This window comes from Burkholderia sp. MSMB1826 (assembly GCF_001526325.1).
In the GTDB taxonomy this organism is placed as follows: Bacteria; Pseudomonadota; Gammaproteobacteria; order Burkholderiales; family Burkholderiaceae; genus Burkholderia.
In genome coordinates, this window is record NZ_LOYN01000010.1 from 308,630 (window position 1) to 325,087 (window position 16,458).

Consider the following 16,458-nt stretch of genomic DNA (forward strand, 5'->3'; position numbering starts at 1 on the left):
GTTTCCGCGCGGATGCGCACGTCCGAATCAATCTGCCCCCATTCCGCTGAAGCGTCGCGGCGCGACGCTTTCGTCCTCGCCGGCCGGAGTCCGTCGGGCAGATTCCTCCCAAATGGACGAGAAGTCATTCGTCCGATGAAAAAACCGCCCCGGTTCCCGGTATGATGCGCACCTTGCGTTCGTCGGACGCCCTGTTTCTCGGTGCGTCTTGCTGTGCGAGACACCACAAATCCGCACAAAGTCGACGTGAAAGATTCTGTAATATTAATTCCGTATACTCGTAAGTTCTGATCCAGGCGCCACGAGGCCGTATTCGGCCGGCCGCCCACGCAGAACAACAGATACGTCGCCGCCCGGCCAACCCGCGCCGCGACACGCTATGCACCACCACTGAACACGTTATGTCTTCCCGCCACTCTGGTTCGCCCGGTCGCGCCGCGGCGGTGATCGCCCGTGCCCGGGCGCTGATCCGCAACGAGCGCGTGCTGTCGCCGCTGCTCGCGCTCGGCATCGGCCTGCTGCTGATCGTGGTTTTCCAGCATCTGTCGGAATCCGTCGACTACCGGTCGGTGATCCGCCAGTTGCGTCACATGTCCGTCCGCGAGTGGGGCGCGTCGCTGGCCGCGACGGCCCTCAGCTATCTCGCGCTCGTCGCCCGCGATGCGGTCGGCCTGCGCTATGTCGCGGCCAGGGTGCCGCGCGTCGCGCTGTGGATCGGCGCGATTGCCGGTTCCGCGCTCGGCAACGCGACCGGCTTCGGCGCGCTGACGGGCGGCGCGGTGCGCGCGCGCGTGTACGGCGTGTCGGGCGTCACGCCTGCCCAGATCGGCCGGATGACGGTATTCACGAGCGGCACGCTGGCGCTCGCGATGGTGCTGATGACGGCGGTCGGCATGGTCTGCGTGCCGGAGGCGCTCGCCGCGATGCTGCACGTCGCGCCCGGCGTGCTCACGTGGACGGGCGCTGCCCTGCTGGTCGTGCTCGCCGCGCTGGTCGTGCTGTGCGGCAACACCGCGCGCCCGGTCGTCACGCGCTTCAAATGGCTGTCGTTCGACGTGCCGGCGCGACGCGATCTCGTCGCGCAGGTCGTCTATGCGGTGCTCGACGTCGTTGCCGCGGGCCTGACGCTGTGGGTGTTGCTGCCGGCTGCACCAGTCGGCTTCCCGACCTTCATCACCGTTTACGCGGCCGCGTTGCTGCTCGGGATGATCGGCCATACGCCGGGCGGGATCGGCGTGTTCGAAGCGGCGATGGTCTTCACGCTCGGTCACGAAGTGCCCGCGCACGCGATGGTCGCCGCGCTGATCGCGTATCGCGCGATCTATTTCGGCGTGCCGCTCGTGCTGTCGGCGGGCCTGCTCGCCGGTTTCGAGGGCCGCGCGCTGCGGCGCCGGCTCGTGACGCGGCAGGCCGTGCGCGTGTCGCAACTGGCGCCGGTGTTCCTGAGCCTCGTGACGTTCGCGGTCGGCGGAATGCTGGTGATCTCGAGCGCGACGCCCGCGTTCTGGCATCGGATCGCGATCCTGCGCCACATCGTGCCGCTGTGGGTGCTCGAAGGCTCGCAGGTGATCTGCAGCGTGCTCGGCGTCGCGCTGTTGTTCGTCGCGCGCGGGCTGCTGCGCCGGCTCGACGGCGCCTGGTGGATGACCTTCGCATTGACGCTCGCGAGCCTCGCGCTGTCGCTGGCCAAGGGCCTTGCGTTCGTCGAGGCCGGCGTGCTCGGCACGCTGCTCGTGCTGCTGCTCGTCAGCCGGCGCCGGTTCAACCGTCATTCTTCGCTGCTCGCCGAGCGCTTCACCGTCAGCTGGTTCGTGTCGGTGGCGATGGTGCTGATGCTGGCCGTGTGGGTGCTGTTCTTCGCGTTCCGCGACGTGCCTTACACGCGCGAGTTGTGGTCGCATTTCTCGTTCGATGCGCGCGCGCCGCGGGCGCTGCGCGCGACGCTCGCGGCCGGCGTGTTCGTCGCGCTGTTCGCGCTGTGGCAATTGCTGCGCCCGGCGCCCGGACGTTTCGTGAAGCCCGCGGAGCAGGACCTGGTCGACGCGGAGCAGATCATCCGCGCGCAGGAGTGCAGCGATGCGGGTCTCGCGCTGATGGGCGACAAGTCGTTCCTGTTCTCCGAGTCGCGCCGCGCGTTCCTGATGTACGCGAAGAACGGCCGCACGTGGGCCGCGCTGCACGACCCGGTCGGGCCGCGTGAAGAGTGGCCGGCGCTGATCAGCAAGTTCATCGCGCTCGCGCACGCGCACAGCGGCCGCGCGGCGTTCTACCAGGTGCGCGCCAACGCGTTGCCGCTGTATCTCGACGCAGGGCTCACGCTGATGAAGCTGGGCGAGGAAGCGCACATCGCGCTCGATCAGTTCGATCTGAAAGGATCGAATCGATCGCACCTGCGCTACGCGCTGCGCCGTGGCGACAAGGATGCGCTGACGGTCGAGGTGATCGCGCCGGGCGACGTGCCGGCCGCGCTGCCGGCGCTGCGCGACATCTCCGACGGCTGGCTCGACAGTCGCGATGCGCGCGAGAAGAGTTTCTCGGTGGCTGCGTTCCACGACGGCTATCTCGCGACGCAGTCGGTGATGCTGGTGCGGCAGGCCGACAAGCCGATCGCGTTCGTCACGTTCATGACGACCGATCTCAACACCGAGGCGACGGTCGGCGTGATGCGCCATCTGCCGGACGCATCGCCGTACGCGATGGAGTACCTGTTTACGCAGCTCGCGCTGCATCTGAAGGAAGCGGGGTTCCGCAAGCTCAGCCTGGGCATCGCGCCGTTCTCGGGGATGGGGGCGGCGAAGATGCCGTCGCCGTTCCACCGGCTCGGCCTGATGGTCTGGCGCTTCGGCGGCCGCTTCTACAACTTCCGCGGCTTGCGCGCTTTCAAGAGCAAGTTCGAACCGCACTGGGAGCCGCGTTATCTCGCGGCCTCGGGCTCGGTCGGCGTGTTCGTCACGCTTGCGGATCTGTCATTGCTGGCTGGAGGTCGGCGTTCATGATGTTGAAGAAGGTAATCGCGCGGGCGGCAGCCGCCTGCGCGGGAATGATGCTGGCCGGCGCCGCGTGCGCCGCGCAGCCGGCCGCCGCGAAAGCCGAAACCGTGTCCGGCGGCCGCTACGGGCCCGTGACCGTGACCAGGCCGAGCGGGCCGCTGCGTGGGTTCGTCGTGCTGTTCTCGCGTGGGGCCGGCTGGCAGGTCGCCGATCAGCAGGCGGCCGATGCGCTCGCGCAAGCCGGCGCGATGACGGTCGGCGTCGATTCGGGGCGTTACGCGGCGAATCTCGCCGGGAAGCAGGAGGCCTGCCATCACCTCGACGGCGACGCCGAGGCGGTCAGCCATCAGCTCGAACGTCTCGCGCAATCGTCGCGCTATTTCACGCCGATCGTCGCGGGGGTGGGCCAGGGCGGCGCAATCGCCAAGCAGATCCTGTCGATGGCGCCGGAGAATACGATCGCCGGCGTCGTCGCGGTGGAGCCGGCCGCGAAGCTCGATCCGCGCTTCAAGCCGTGTCCGCCCGATCCGACGATCGTGCGCCGCGCGATGCCGGGTTTCGTCGAAACGGCCGCCGCGGGCGATTCGGCCAAGCTCGTGTCGCTCGTCACGTCGCACTTGCGCGACACCAGCAGCAGCGACGAGCTCGACGTGTCGGATCTGCCGCTCGTCGAACTGCCGGCCAAGGGCGGCAGCGACCGGCTCGCGATCGTGATCTCGGGCGACGGCGGCTGGCGCGATCTCGACAAGACGATCGCCGAGGCGCTGCAGCGCGACGGCGTGTCGGTGGTCGGCATCGACAGCCTGCGTTATTTCTGGAGCGAGAAGCCGCCCGCACAGGTGAGTCGCGATCTTGCCCGCGTGATGCGCACCTACATGGCGCGCTGGCATGCGAGCCGCGTGGCGCTGGTCGGCTATTCGTTCGGCGCCGACGTGATGCCGTTCGCGTACAACCGGCTGCCGGCGGACCTGCGCGACAAGGTCGCGGTGATGTCGCTGCTCGGCTTCGCGCCGTCGGCCGATTTCCAGATCCGCGTGACGGGCTGGCTCGGCATGCCTGCGAGCGACAAGGCGCTGAAGGTCGCGCCGGAAATCGCGAAGGTGCCGCCACAACGCGTGCAGTGCTTCTATGGCGCGCAAGAGTCGGACACGATGTGCCCCGCACTCGCGAACACGGGCGCCGACGTGATCAAGACGCAGGGCGATCACCACTTCGGCCGCGATTACGTCGCGCTCGAGAAGAAGATCCTCGGCGCGTTCGGCAAGCCGGCAGCGGCGCACTGAACGCCGGCGGCGCCCGCGTGACGGCGGGCGTCGGCCGGTTTGCTTCCGGTTCATCGTACGGGCGGCCAGCGAGCCGCCCGTTTCATTTTGCGGCCTGCGCTGCCGGGTCCTGCGGCGGCATGACCGTTCTCGTATCGTGCTAACGCAAGCCCGGAAATAGGTCGAGTTGCCGGCGTGCGGTCGCGAGATCGGTGGCCTCGCCGCGCACGGGCCGCGCGCTCGAAAACCCCGTACGTCCCGCGGTCACGCGTCGACGACGAGCGCCGGATCGAGCGCGCGGATGCGCTGGTCGACGAAGTAGCCGCCGCCTTCCTGGTAGCGCAGGAACAGGCGGCCACACGCGCGGCAGCGGCTGACGGTGCAGCGGTTGTACGGGAAATGACGCGGCGCGATCGGCGCGTCGTCCGACGCATAGCGCGTGCCGGCCGGATGATGTTCCGCGTAGGTCGGCTCCGCGTCGTCGGGCGGCGCGAGCGTGGCCACTTCGATCAGTTGCGTGTCCGGCAGCGACAGCGGCAGGGTCGTCCAGCCGGCGAGCGAGGTCTTCGTGCACGTGCACGGCTGCGTGACGTGCGCCGCTTCGGCCGCGAGTGTCAGCAGCGCGTCGTGATCGAGGTAAGGCAGTGGGCTCATGGGCAATCGCGAAAGGGCGGCAGGAGCTGCAATGTAACCCGTGCGCCGATCGGCTGCATGGCCGTGACGCAGCCAGCGCAGCGCGCGCGTCGTGCGACTCGGCCGGCCCGGCGGACCGACGGACCGACGGTGGCGCGACCGGTCCGCCGAGCACGCGGATCGCGCGTTCGATGTCGCGACTCCACGGCTGGCCGAGGTTCACGCGCACGCCGCGCTCGAAGCCGTGCGAGGCCGAAAACGGCGAGCGCGGCTCATTGTCCGACGCGCGACCGAAAGGGAAAGCGTGGGTGTTTCGGCCGCGCCGTCCCGCTGCGTCAGGCCGCGTTCGGCTCGACATTTCTCTCGCTGCCGCCGCGCCGCAGCGGCGGCAACGGTTCGACCTTGCCGACGACGAACAGGTACGACAGCGCGCCGACCACGCACAGCGCACCGGCCACCGCGAGCGGCACGACGAACGAGCCTTTCGTGATCGACAGCATCACGCCGGTGAAGGTCGTGATGAAGATTCCCGCGAGATTGCCCGCGAAGTTCTGGATGCCGCCGAGCGATGCGACGTGCGCAGGCGTCGGCGCGACTTCGCCGACGAGCGTCCACACGTTGGCGCCGGCGAACGACAGGCTGGCATACGCGAGCGCGAACAGGCCGAGGCAGGCCCACACGTTTTCGACGAACGCCGACAGCGCGATCGACGACGACAGCAGCATGCCGAGCACGAGGCAGGTCTTGCGCGCGGCGGTGGCGCTCCAGCCGCGGCGGAACAGGCTGTCCGACACGTAGCCGCCGAGCCAGCCGCCGGGAATCGCGAGCAGCGCGGGCAGCATGCCCCACGTGCCGAGCGACGCGAGCGAGAAGCCGCGCGATTGCAACAGGTAGCTCGGGAACCACGTGATGAAGAAGTAGATCGCGAAGTTCAGGCAGAACAGGCCGATCATCATGCCCCACACGGTGCGGTAGCGGAACAGGTCGAGCCACGACACCTTCGGGCCGACGGTTGCGGCCGCAACCGTCGGGGCGCCGCGTTGCGCGAGCAGCGCATCGACGGCGTCCGGCGCGATCGCGCGATAGCGTTCCGGGTCGCGATAGACGAACCACCATGCCAGCGCCCACACGATGCCGATCCCGCCCGTGATCACGAACGACCCGCGCCAGCCGACGATCGAGATCAGCCACGCGACGAGCGGCAGCGACAGCGCGGAGCCGACGCGCGAGCCGCTGTCGAAGATGCTGCTGGCCAGGCCGCGCTCGCTGCGCGGAAACCAGTTGAACGCGACCTTCGCGAACGATGGGATCGCGGCCGCCTCGCCGACGCCGAGCATCAGCCGCACGCCGACGAGTTGCGCGAGGCCGCGCGCGGCGCCCGTCGCGACCGTGAACACCGACCACCAGCCGACGGCCAGCGCGAGGCTCACGCGCACGCCGACCTTGTCGATGAACCAGCCGGCCGGCAATTGCAGGAACGCATAGGTCCAGAAGAACGCGCTCAGCACGAGCCCCATGCCGACCGCGTCGAGGCCGAGGTCGGCGCGGATGCTGGGCGCGGCGATCGCGAGGTTCGCGCGGTCGATGAAGTTGATGACGTTGGCCAGGAAGCACATCAGGATCATGGCCCATCGGATGCGTGGCATGCAGGTGTCTCCGTGCGGAATATCGTGGCGGGCGACCGGCGATCCGCTGCGCCGGCCGCCTCGAAGGGCGAATTACCGCGACGCTTGCGGCGCGCGGTCGAACTTCGCCAACGCTTCCCACAGGCCGGTCAGGTAGACCGCGCCGAGCGCGCGATCGTAGAGGCCATAGCCGGGCTTGCCGGTCTCGCCCCAGATCATGCGGCCGTGGTCGGGGCGCACGTAGCCGGTGAAGCCGGTGTCGTGATACGCCTTCACGATCGCGGCGATGTCGAGCGAGCCGCAGCTCGACAGGTGCGCGGTTTCCTCGAAATCGCCGTTCGCGTCGACCTTCACGTTGCGGATGTGCGCGAAGTGGATCCGGCCCATCGCGCCGAATTCGCGCACGAGCGCTTCGACATCGTTCTCGGGGCCCGCGCCGAGCGAGCCCGAGCACAGCGTCAGCCCGTTCGCGGGCGAGTCGACGATGCGCACGATCCGCGCGAGATCGTCGCGGTTCTTCACGATGCGCGGCAGCCCGAAGATCGGGCGAGGCGGATCGTCGGGATGGATCGCCATCTTCACGCCGGCTTCCTCGGCGACCGGAACGATCGCCTTCAGGAAGTACTCGAGATTGGCCCACAGCGCGTTCTCGTCGACGTCGCGGTAGTCGGCGAGCAGCGCCTGCAACTGTTCGGGCCGGTAGCTCGAATCCCAGCCGGGCAGCGCGATGCCGTCGTTCGGATCGATCCGGTCGACCGCGTCGGTGCTGAACGCGAGGCAGGTCGATCCGTCGTCGAGCGTCTTCGACAGCTCGGTGCGCGTCCAGTCGAACACGGGCATGAAGTTGTAGCAGACGACGCGGATGCCGGCCGCGCCAAGATGGCGGATGGTCTGCCGGTACTGGTCGATCAGGCGGTCTCGGGTCGGCTTGCCGAGCTTGATGTCCTCGTGCACGGGCACCGATTCGACGACGTCGAACTGCAGGCCGGCGCGTTCGATCGTCGCCTTCAGCGCGTCGATCTTGTGCGCGGGCCAGACCTCGCCCACCGGTTCGTCGTAGATCGCGGACACGATATGCGTGACGCCGGGGATCTGGCGGATGTATTGCAGCGAGACCGGATCGGACTCGCCGTACCAACGGAAAGACATCTTCACTGGAGCGGCTCCTGGCTGGCGGTTCATGCGGTGGACGACGGGGCGGCGGCGTGCCGGCCCGGCGTCGGTGTGCGGATTATGATTGGTATGCCAGTTGTGCGGGATAGTGGTTTACCAGTTGTCAGGCCGGATGACGGTCGCCGTAACGTTCACGGACCCGCCTGGTAAAGATAGCCGACAGGCCGAACAGGCTTCGAACCAAATTGGTGTACCATTTTGGCGATCCGGCGCCGCAACGGCGCCGGCCAGCCCGTTGCGAGCCTTTCGATGACCGATCTTTCCACCCTGTCCGCCAGCCGCGACACCGATGCCGCGGACCGCTCCTATATCGGCCTTGCGCGGCAGATTCACGCGATGGTGGCCGCTGGCGCGTTCGAGGCCGGCGCACGACTGCCGTCGGAGCGCAGCCTGGCCGACCAGTTCGGCGTGAGCCGCACGCAGGTGCGCGAGGCGATCATCGCGCTCGAAGTGCAGGGGATCGTCGAGGTGCGGATCGGCTCGGGCATCTACGTGTCGGCGGCCGATGCCGCGCGGCCGGTGACGTTCGACGTGCCGCGCGGGCCGGGGCCGATCGAGACGCTGCGCGCGCGCGGGCTGATCGAGGCGGAAGTCGCGGCGCTCGCGGCGACCGAACGCAAGGATGCCGATCTCGACCGCCTGTTTTTCTCGTTGACGACGATGCGCGAGCAGATGAGCGACAAGGCCGCCTACGACGCGGCCGATCGCCAGTTTCACCTGCGAATCGCGGAATCCACCGGCAATACGGTGCTGCTGCACATGGTCACGGCGATGTGGGACTGCGCGCGCAGCGATCCGCTGTGGGACAAGATCGAGGAGCACTTTCACTCGACCGCGCTGCGCGAGGCGTCGCAGGAAGATCACCAGCGAATCTTCGCGGCGATCATGGCGCGCGACGCGGACGGGGCGCGCGACGCGATGCGCGCCCACCTGTCGCGCGTGATCGCCGAATTCACGCAGGCCTGGCGCTGACGGTCGTCGTCGCGTATTCGCGGCCCGACCCGGCCGACGTAATCGGGTCGCATTCCACCGCGAGACCCGATGAAAATGCGCGATGTGCGGCTTGTTCCGATTGCGTGACCATGCGTTTTATGGTCTCGTTGCGGGATATCGCATCGACTCGAAAAAGGACAGTCGAATGCAGCCGGGCGATCCACGCGGGGGGCGATTGATCAGGGGAATCGGCGTACGCACACGCGCCCGCGGCGCCGTGCGCGCGCTGCTCGTCGTATTCACGCTGGGCTTGCTCGCACTCGCTCTGCCAGCCTTCGCCGCCTCTCCCGAAACCGTCAACGACAACGTGCTGCGCGTGCTGGCCTGGCCCGGTTACGCGGACAGCGATATCGTCAGCGCATTCGAGGCGCAGTTCCACGTGCGGGTCGAGGTGACGCAGGTCGATTCCGACGAAGCGCTGTGGACGCGGATGCACGGCGCTTCGCCGCCGCCGTACGACGTGCTCGCCGCGAACACGGCCGAGATCCAGCGCTATGCGCACGAACATCTGCTCGCGCCGATCGACCTGTCGCGGATCCCGAACCGGCGGCGGCAATTGCCGAATTTCCAGCAGCTCGCGACGATTGGCGGGCTCGTGCAGGACGGCGCATCCTACGCGATCCCGTTCACGTATTCGTCGATGGGGCTGATCTACGACCGCAAGCAGGTGCCGGCCGCGCCGCACTCGATGCGCGAGCTGTGGAATCCGCGCTATCGCGGCAAGGTGCTCGACTTCAACAGCGCGCAGCACAATTTTTCGTTCACGGCGCTGGCGCTCGGCTATCCCGATCCATTCCACCTGTCGCCCGCCCAGACGCTCGTCGTGGCCCGCAAGCTGATCGACCTGCGCCGCAACCTGCTGACGTACTACACGCTTCCCGAAGAAGCGACCGCGCTGTTCGTCCAGCATCGCGCGGCGCTGATGTTCGGCAACTACGGCACGCAGCAGGTCGAGCAGTTGCGTCGCGCCGGCGCGGACGTCGGCTACGTGATCCCGGACGAAGGCGCACTCGCGTGGCTCGATTGCTGGGCCGTCACGCGCGGCGCGCTCCGTCCCGAGCTTGCATTAGCGTGGATCAACTACATGCTCGAACCGGCGATCGGCGCGCTGCTGACCGAGCGTCAGGGGCTCGCGAACACGCTCGAGCCGCCGCACGGCCTGGATACCGGGCATCAGCATCTCGTGTGGCTTCAGCCCGTGGAGGACATCGCGCGCCGCGAGTCGCTGTGGAGCCGCATCGTGTCGGGCGATCGGCCGGAGCGGTTCGGAAAATGATCCGGCTCGGGCTCACGTCGAAGCTGTCGGTGCTGTTCGCGTGCATCGGCGTGATTGCGTCCGGTACGACCGGCTACTACGCGTATCGCGCCAACCGCGCGATGCTCGTGCAGGAGGCGCAGCACAGCCTGCTGATGTCGACGCAACTGCTCGGGCAGCGCTTCGCGACCGCGCTCGCCGACGTTGCCGACGATGCGCTCGTGCTCGCGCAGTTGCCGTCGTCCGCGTTCGTCGCGGGCGACGACCATCCGGACGCCGCGCGGCGCACGCGGCTCGAGCAGGTGTATTACAGCTTCATGAGAAATCACGCGGAATACCTGCAGATCCGCCTGATCGCGAGCGGGCATTTCGGGATCGAACGCATTCGCCTCGATCGCGATGCGCGCGGCATCGTCGTGCTGCCCGAAAGCGTGTTTCAGGAGAAAGGGCAGTTCTCCTACGTATTCGATACGCTCGCGACGGCGCCGGGCCATATCTACCTGTCGCCGATCGCGATCAATCACGAGACGGGATCGCATGCGGCCGAAGGCCTGCCGATCCTGCGCGTGGGGACGCCGGTGACCGACGCATCGGGTCGGACGGTCGGGGCACTCGTCGTCGACGTCGAGCTTTCTCGGGTGTTCGACCGCCTCGAACGCGATCTGCCGGACGACTATGGGGTCTATCTCGCGAACGAATGGGGCGATTTTCTCGTGCATCCCGATCCGCAGCAGACGTTCGGCTTCGATCGCGGCCGGCGTGTGCTGATGCAGGACCGCTTCGCCGGCACGCCTGCGCTGTTCGACAGCGAGCGCACGAGCGTGACGCTCAATGGGCTCGCTCAGCCCGACGAGGCGCCGGGACAGATGTTCGCGTTCGTGCGCACGCCGTTCGGGCACGACGAGGGCAACCGCTTCGTCGTGCTCGGGATGGCACGCCCGCTGGCGGACGTGCTCGCGCCGGCCGGCATGCTGGGCGGACGGATCGTCCGGATGGTGCTCGTATCGAGCGTGCTGGCGGTGATCCTCGCGATCCTGTTCGCGCGTGCGATCACGCGGCCGCTGCAGACGCTCGCACGCGCCGCGACGCACGTGTTCGACGATCCGGCGGCCGAACGGCTGCCCGTTGCGCGGGCCGACGAGATCGGCGTGCTCGCGCGCTGTTTCGACAGCATGCGCGTCGAGATTCGCACGCAGATGGCGATGTTGCGCGCGAAGCAACTGGAGCTGACGCACCTCGCCGGTCACGACCCGCTGACCGGCCTGCCGAATCGCCTGCTGTTCATGGAGCATCTCGATGCCGCGATCCGGCATGCGGCCGCGGTGGGCGAGGGGCTGGCGGTGATGTTCGTCGATCTCGACCGCTTCAAGCAGATCAACGACCAGCACGGGCACTCGGCCGGCGACCGCACGCTCGTCACGGTCGCGAAGCGGTTGAGCCAGGTGCTGCGCGGCGGCGACATGGTGGCCCGGCTCGGCGGTGACGAATTCATCGTGCTGATTTCGGACGTGCGTTCGCCGGCGGTGATCGGCGATGTCGCGACGCGCATCCAGATCGTGATGGCCGAGGAGCTGGAGTTCGACGAAGGACGCATGGCCGTCGGCGCGAGCATCGGCGTCAGCGAGTTTCCCGCGGATGGCGCGTCGGCCGAGGAGTTGCTCGTCAAGGCCGACGCGGCGATGTACGCGGCGAAGGCGTCCGCGCAGTGCGTGTGCGTGCGCTATCAGGATCTGGTCCGCGGCGGCGTGCCCGACGAGAGTGGCCGCGTCGCGTCGGGCGGTAGCCGCTGAACGGCGCGTCGGAACGCAAGACGAGCCCGTCGCTTGACGGGCTCGTCTTCGATGCGGGATGCACGCGCGGGGCGCGCAGCGGCACGCTTAGTGGCCGAAGTAGACCGAGTCGCGCGGGTTCTGTGCCCGGACGGCCGGTGCGCCGCTCTCGACGGCCGCGGCCGGTTGCGAACCGAAGCCGCTGTTGTCGGTGCCGTGCACGCGGGCCTGCGCGGCCTGGATGTCGGCCGGGTAGTACGGGCTCGACTGGCTGGGCTTGTAACCGGCGTTTTCGAGCTGGACCAGTTCGTTGCGCACTTGGGCGCGGGTCACGGTGCTTTGCGCGAATGCGCCGAACGAGGCGGACAGCGCGACGGCGGCGGCGACTGCGGAAACGAGCGATTTCATGATGACCTCCGATGTTTATTGGCTTTCCGCGTTCGACACCATATCGTCAGCGGTTGATTACATCGTAGGCGCCGGCTCACCTAGGGTAAACGTGAGTTTGAGTGAAAGATCGTTGCGCTGGGAGTAATAATTTCGAGGCAAACATGTACCGTCCCCATGCTGTATTGCGGGGATGGGAGGCAATAACGGGAAAGTGAAGGGCGGGATGTCGTGCACGGGCGCACGGGCACGCACCCGGCTGCGCAGGGCCGGCGAATGTCTCGCGGCGGGATCGCGTCAGGGGTGCTCAGACCCCGTCGTCGTCGATTTCCTTGCGCTCGCGGCGTTCCTCGTTGCCGCGGCGCGCACGCAGGCGCTGGCGCGACAGGACGGCGATCACCTGCTGGGTCGGCGCGCCGGACGGCAGCTCGTTGCGGATGCGATCGGGGACCATCGGCAGGCCCGCGCGCTGCCGGCGCAGCGCCTTGGCGATCGCCCGACGGCATTCGTCGCCATGGCAATCCCATTCGTCCCGGATTCTCTGACAATAACGGCATTGTTCCATCCGGCTAGTCTAACCCGTCTTCGGGAATGGAGCAGGGCTTGGCGCCGAAGGTATCGTGCGCCGGGCGGCAGAGGCGCCGGCGGCGCGGAGCACAGGCGCCGGCAGACTGAATCGGACTGCGAATCAAGTGGGCCGGAATGGTTCGCGGACAACTACGGCTTTCCGTCCGTCTCCATACGGATTCCTTGCGCGCGGGCGGGGCCGGCGCGCGTCATCGGAGCGACCAGATACCCCAGATCGCCATCAACAGGCCCATGCCCAATCCGCAGCCCAGCAACACATAGGTTTCCATTTCGTGCCTTTGTAGACATGGCAACGCCGACGTCGACATCGGCGTACGTGCGGCAAAACCGGTCCCGTATCGTCCGTGCCGTCGGTGGGGGGCGATACGCCGGGTCTGCGAATACTACGCGTTGCAGCTTTCAGAACGCATGCGCGCTCGGTCGCACGCAGCATGCCGGCGGTTCGATCGTCCGTCGTACCCCGGCGGCGCACGGGGCATCCGCCGCGTGCGTGGCGAGGTACGCGTGTCGGCTGCGTGATCGTCACATCGGTTCAATATAATTCAAGTCGATCGGTCGCTTCATGTACGACATACAACCCCGAACAAGGAAACCCGATGACGCTCGCCCAGTTGCAGGCGCTGGCCGCCGTGGTCGAACTCGGTTCGCTGACGGCCGCGGCAGACCGGCTCAGCCGCAGTCAATCCGCGATCAGCCACGCGCTGACGGAGCTGGAGGACATCACGCAGGTCAAGCTGCTGTGGCGCGACCGGCAGCCGGTCGTCCTGACGGCGGCCGGCGAACGCCTGTGGCCGTATGTCCAGAGCGTGGTGCGGGAAGCACAGATGCTGCGCCAGCAGTTCAGCCTGTCGCGCGGCAAACTCGAAGGGAAGCTGGTGGTCGCGTCGCTGCCCAGCGTGTCGCTGGCGTTCGTCGTTCCCGCGCTCGAGGCGTTGAAGGAGATGCACCCCGGCGTATCGGCGGTGCTGCTCGAAGGGACGGACAGCGAAGTCGAAGGGTGGATCGACGACGGGACGGCCGACGTCGGCGTGGTCGCCGGCACGAAGACGTTCGCGCACAACCTGCCGCTGCTCGACGAGGATTTCGTCGCGGTGGCGGCCGACGACAGGTTCGTTGGCCGCAAGAGCGTGTCGGCCAGGCAGTTGGCCGCGGCGCCGTTCATTTTCTCGAAGGCGGGATGCGGGCCGGTGATCGCGGATTACTTCGCGCGCGGCGGCGTACCGCTTCGGGCTGCATTCAACGTGGTCGAGATGCGCACGATCCTGTCGATGGCGGAGGCCGGCATGGGCGTATCGATCGTGCCGCGCATCACGCTCACGTACACGCCGTTCGGCGGCCGCGTGCTGGCACTGTCTCCGCGGCTGCATCGCTCCGTGCGATTGGCGTGGAATACCGCCGGCAACGCGGTTACCGACGCGTTCGTGCGGCTCGTCGACGCGCAACGTGCGAAGGCCGAAAAGGCGATTCGGACCCGCGCGAAAAACGGCAGATAGCGACCGGCGCGCACGATGAACGGCGCTCATGGGCTGCTTGCAGTTTATTCATGCCGATGAAGGTCGGGATGCAATATATTGCTCGAACCTCGTTGTCGTTGCCATGAAGGAGTGTGCCGTGCCGGCCTTGCCCACCCTCGTTGCGTTCGGACTCGTGTCGCTCGGCATGGTGCTGACGCCCGGACCGAACATGATCTATCTGGTGTCGCGCTCGATCTGCCAAGGCCGCCGCGCCGGACTGGTGTCGCTCGGCGGCGTCGCGCTGGGATTCGTGTTCTACATGGTGTGCGCGGCAGTGGGTATCACCGCGCTGGTGATGACCGTGCCGTATGCGTACGATGCGCTGCGCCTGGCCGGCGCGCTGTATCTCGCGTACCTGGCGTGGCAGGCGCTGAAGCCGGGCGGGCGCTCCGCGTTCCAGGTCCGGCAGTTGCCGCACGACAGCCGCGTCAGGCTGTTCGCGATGGGCTTCGTCACGAATCTCGCGAACCCGAAGATCGCGGTGATGTATCTGTCGTTGCTGCCGCAGTTCGTCGTGCCGGGGCACGGCAGCGTGCTCGCGCAATCGCTGGCGCTCGGCTGCGTGCAGATCGCGGTGAGCGTCAGCGTCAACGTCAACGCGCTGATTGCCTGCGCGGCCGGATCGATCGCGGGTTTTCTTGCAGGGCGGCCGCTGTGGGCGGCGGTTCAGCGCTGGTTGATGGGGACGGTGCTGGCTGGGCTGGCCGTGCGGATTGCGCTGGAATCGCAGCGTTAGTGCGCGGCGGTCGACGCGTCGGCGCATGGCCGGCCGCGATCCGGCCTTCCGTCGACGGCGCCGGCCATCGTCACCCGTGGCAATTGCCCTCGGCTTCCTTGGCGATCCGCACGGGCTCGGCTTCGTCACGCCGCTTGCGCGTCGCGAGCCAGCACAGAATCGAGCCGCCGCACACCATCGCCGCGCCTTGCCAGAATTCGGCCGACAGCGGCGCATCCAGCAGCGCGGCGGCGAAGGCGGCGGCGAGCACCGGCGTGAAGTACGATGCGCCGACGATGATCGTCACGTTGCCGTGCATGATGCCGGTGTTCCAGGCCGCATAGCCGAAGCCGAGCGCCGACGCCGCGAGCACGAGGTACACGATCGCATGAAAACTGAACGTCATGCCGCCGCCGCCTTCGATCGCGAACTTGATCCACAGCACCGCGGCGACCAGCATGAAGAACGGCGTGACGCCGTTCTTGCCGTCGGCGATGCGTGCGGTCACCGTGCAATAGCCGGCCCAGATCAGCGCGCCGAAGAACGCCAGGCCGTAGCTGAGCGGATTGTCCGCGACGTTGCGCAGCATGCCGGCCGGATCGAGCCCCCGGTCGCCGCCGAGCACCCGGCAGATGCCGAGCATCGACAGCAGGACGCCGGGCACGACCAGCAGGTTTGCGCGCTGCTTGTTGAACACGATGGCGGCGACGAGCGTGAGGCTCGGCCACAGATAGTTGACCATCGCGACTTCGATCGTTTGCCGAGCGTTGCTCGCGTAGCCGATCGACAACGCCAGGCACAGCTCGTACGACACGAACAGCAGCCCGCCCCACAGCAGATAGTTTTTCGGGAATCGGCTCAGGTCGGGGAAGCCGATCGAAAACAGCAGAAGCACGGACGCCACCGTGTAGATCATCGCCGCACCGCCGGTCGCGCCGAGGCTTTCGCTGACCCCGCGGACGAGCGCGACCACCGACGCCCATAACAGCACCGCGCCGAGCCCGATGAGCGTTGCCTTGTTCTTGCGTTTCATGCGTGCTGCCTGTTTCAACATGCCCATTCGATTTCGGATGATGTGAGTCCGTCTGCGCGTGCCGTCATCACGAACGGCGAGACAACGGGAAGATTTCGCGGGAAACGCGCATTTTACGGTGGGGCGGCGGTTGCAGCGACGCAGGTGGATCGGCGCGTACGATCGATTCGGTCGCGCGAGCCGATCACGCGTCGTCGATACGCCACGCGGCGCCGATCCCGACAGCGCGGGTCCGATCGCGTCGAGCATCGCATTCCGCGTCGGGCCGAGCGTGATGACAAGGAGGAAGCCGGGTTCCTCGGCCGACGGATCGATCGGCGGTCGGCCGCCGGTCGCATCGCGAATTTCGAGCCGTCGTTCGTATGGACCGACGCCGATGTCGCGATGTGCTTGCCGCAGCACATTTGCGACGGCATGGAATACGCCGGCCGAAGGAGGAGGTGCAGGCGTGTGAATGCGGTATTCGAAACGCATCCGCATGGACCTGTGTGCGAGGCGGCAGTGCAACTCGCGCCGCGCCT

13 protein-coding genes are annotated in these 16,458 nt (G+C 67.7%); 7 read left to right on the forward strand and 6 right to left on the reverse strand.

Going from position 1 to position 16,458, the window contains the following annotated elements:
* Positions 1–401 precede the first annotated feature (401 nt).
* Together mprF and WS95_RS03400 are read left to right on the forward strand one after the other, a co-directional pair.
* Entirely contained in the window at positions 402–2,996 is a 2,595-nt protein-coding gene (gene mprF, locus WS95_RS03395) for a bifunctional lysylphosphatidylglycerol flippase/synthetase MprF (protein ID WP_059822311.1), read from the forward strand.
* The gene (locus tag WS95_RS03400; protein ID WP_059822313.1) at positions 2,993–4,273 is read left to right on the forward strand and encodes a virulence factor family protein; all 1,281 of its coding nucleotides are present in this window, start codon (positions 2,993–2,995) and stop codon (positions 4,271–4,273) included. Before mprF ends, WS95_RS03400 begins: the two co-directional genes overlap by 4 nt.
* A 243-nt stretch (positions 4,274–4,516) precedes the next feature.
* Here the strand turns inward: WS95_RS03400 and WS95_RS03405 are convergent, their stop codons facing one another.
* From WS95_RS03405 to uxuA, 3 genes are all read right to left on the reverse strand, one after another.
* Entirely contained in the window at positions 4,517–4,906 is a 390-nt protein-coding gene (locus tag WS95_RS03405; RefSeq protein ID WP_034204738.1) for a hypothetical protein, read from the reverse strand.
* A gap of 314 nt (positions 4,907–5,220) precedes the next feature.
* A complete protein-coding gene (locus WS95_RS03410; protein WP_059822315.1) occupies positions 5,221–6,531 on the reverse strand; it encodes an MFS transporter in 1,311 nt (436 codons plus the stop codon).
* 72 nt (positions 6,532–6,603) lie between these two features.
* Positions 6,604–7,665: a mannonate dehydratase gene (uxuA, locus tag WS95_RS03415; RefSeq protein ID WP_179950162.1), complete on the reverse strand. Its 1,062-nt coding sequence runs from the start codon at positions 7,663–7,665 to the stop codon at positions 6,604–6,606.
* A gap of 267 nt (positions 7,666–7,932) precedes the next feature.
* Between uxuA and WS95_RS03420 the strand changes: the two genes are divergently transcribed.
* The 3 genes from WS95_RS03420 (at position 7,933) to WS95_RS03430 (ending at position 11,721) form a co-directional block, all read left to right on the forward strand.
* A complete protein-coding gene (locus WS95_RS03420) occupies positions 7,933–8,655 on the forward strand; it encodes a FadR/GntR family transcriptional regulator (RefSeq protein ID WP_059784995.1) in 723 nt (240 codons plus the stop codon).
* Between the two features lie 166 nt (positions 8,656–8,821).
* Complete coding sequence (locus tag WS95_RS03425) at positions 8,822–9,952, forward strand: extracellular solute-binding protein (protein WP_059822316.1); 1,131 nt, start codon at positions 8,822–8,824, stop codon at positions 9,950–9,952.
* Positions 9,949–11,721, forward strand: a complete 1,773-nt coding sequence (locus WS95_RS03430; RefSeq protein WP_059822319.1) for a GGDEF domain-containing protein — start codon at positions 9,949–9,951, stop codon at positions 11,719–11,721. The genes WS95_RS03425 and WS95_RS03430 overlap by 4 nt, the downstream gene beginning before the upstream one ends.
* 87 nt (positions 11,722–11,808) lie before the next feature.
* Here the strand turns inward: WS95_RS03430 and WS95_RS03435 are convergent, their stop codons facing one another.
* Positions 11,809–12,108 carry a DUF4148 domain-containing protein gene (locus tag WS95_RS03435; protein WP_059822320.1) on the reverse strand — a complete coding sequence of 100 codons (300 nt, stop codon included), beginning with the start codon at positions 12,106–12,108 and terminating at the stop codon, positions 11,809–11,811.
* A 286-nt stretch (positions 12,109–12,394) separates the two neighbouring features.
* Positions 12,395–12,652 (reverse strand): hypothetical protein, encoded by a 258-nt coding sequence (locus WS95_RS03440; protein ID WP_006478949.1) that lies wholly within the window; start codon positions 12,650–12,652, stop codon positions 12,395–12,397.
* Between the two features lie 619 nt (positions 12,653–13,271).
* Between WS95_RS03440 and WS95_RS03445 the strand changes: the two genes are divergently transcribed.
* Positions 13,272–14,168 carry a LysR family transcriptional regulator gene (locus WS95_RS03445; protein ID WP_059822322.1) on the forward strand — a complete coding sequence of 299 codons (897 nt, stop codon included), beginning with the start codon at positions 13,272–13,274 and terminating at the stop codon, positions 14,166–14,168.
* A 118-nt stretch (positions 14,169–14,286) separates the two neighbouring features.
* On the forward strand, positions 14,287–14,925 hold the full coding sequence (locus tag WS95_RS03450) for a LysE family translocator (RefSeq protein ID WP_179950163.1): 639 nt from the start codon (positions 14,287–14,289) through the stop codon (positions 14,923–14,925).
* A gap of 70 nt (positions 14,926–14,995) precedes the next feature.
* Here WS95_RS03450 and yddG read toward each other — a convergent pair whose 3' ends face one another.
* Positions 14,996–15,937, reverse strand: a complete 942-nt coding sequence (yddG, locus tag WS95_RS03455) for an aromatic amino acid DMT transporter YddG (RefSeq protein ID WP_063890146.1) — start codon at positions 15,935–15,937, stop codon at positions 14,996–14,998.
* Between the last annotated feature and the right edge of the window lie 521 nt (positions 15,938–16,458).

Excerpts from the sequence above, each read along its gene's own strand:
- mprF (WP_059822311.1), top strand. The coding sequence starts at position 402 with ATGTCTTCCCGCCACTCTGGTTCGCCCGGTCGCGCCGCGGCGGTGATC.
- WS95_RS03400 (WP_059822313.1), top strand. The coding sequence starts at position 2,993 with ATGATGTTGAAGAAGGTAATCGCGCGGGCGGCAGCCGCCTGCGCGGGA.
- WS95_RS03405 (WP_034204738.1), bottom strand. The coding sequence starts at position 4,906 with ATGAGCCCACTGCCTTACCTCGATCACGACGCGCTGCTGACACTCGCG.
- WS95_RS03410 (WP_059822315.1), bottom strand. The coding sequence starts at position 6,531 with ATGCCACGCATCCGATGGGCCATGATCCTGATGTGCTTCCTGGCCAAC.
- WS95_RS03420 (WP_059784995.1), top strand. The coding sequence starts at position 7,933 with ATGACCGATCTTTCCACCCTGTCCGCCAGCCGCGACACCGATGCCGCG.
- WS95_RS03425 (WP_059822316.1), top strand. The coding sequence starts at position 8,822 with ATGCAGCCGGGCGATCCACGCGGGGGGCGATTGATCAGGGGAATCGGC.
- WS95_RS03430 (WP_059822319.1), top strand. The coding sequence starts at position 9,949 with ATGATCCGGCTCGGGCTCACGTCGAAGCTGTCGGTGCTGTTCGCGTGC.
- WS95_RS03435 (WP_059822320.1), bottom strand. The coding sequence starts at position 12,108 with ATGAAATCGCTCGTTTCCGCAGTCGCCGCCGCCGTCGCGCTGTCCGCC.
- WS95_RS03440 (WP_006478949.1), bottom strand. The coding sequence starts at position 12,652 with ATGGAACAATGCCGTTATTGTCAGAGAATCCGGGACGAATGGGATTGC.
- WS95_RS03445 (WP_059822322.1), top strand. The coding sequence starts at position 13,272 with ATGACGCTCGCCCAGTTGCAGGCGCTGGCCGCCGTGGTCGAACTCGGT.
- yddG (WP_063890146.1), bottom strand. The coding sequence starts at position 15,937 with ATGAAACGCAAGAACAAGGCAACGCTCATCGGGCTCGGCGCGGTGCTG.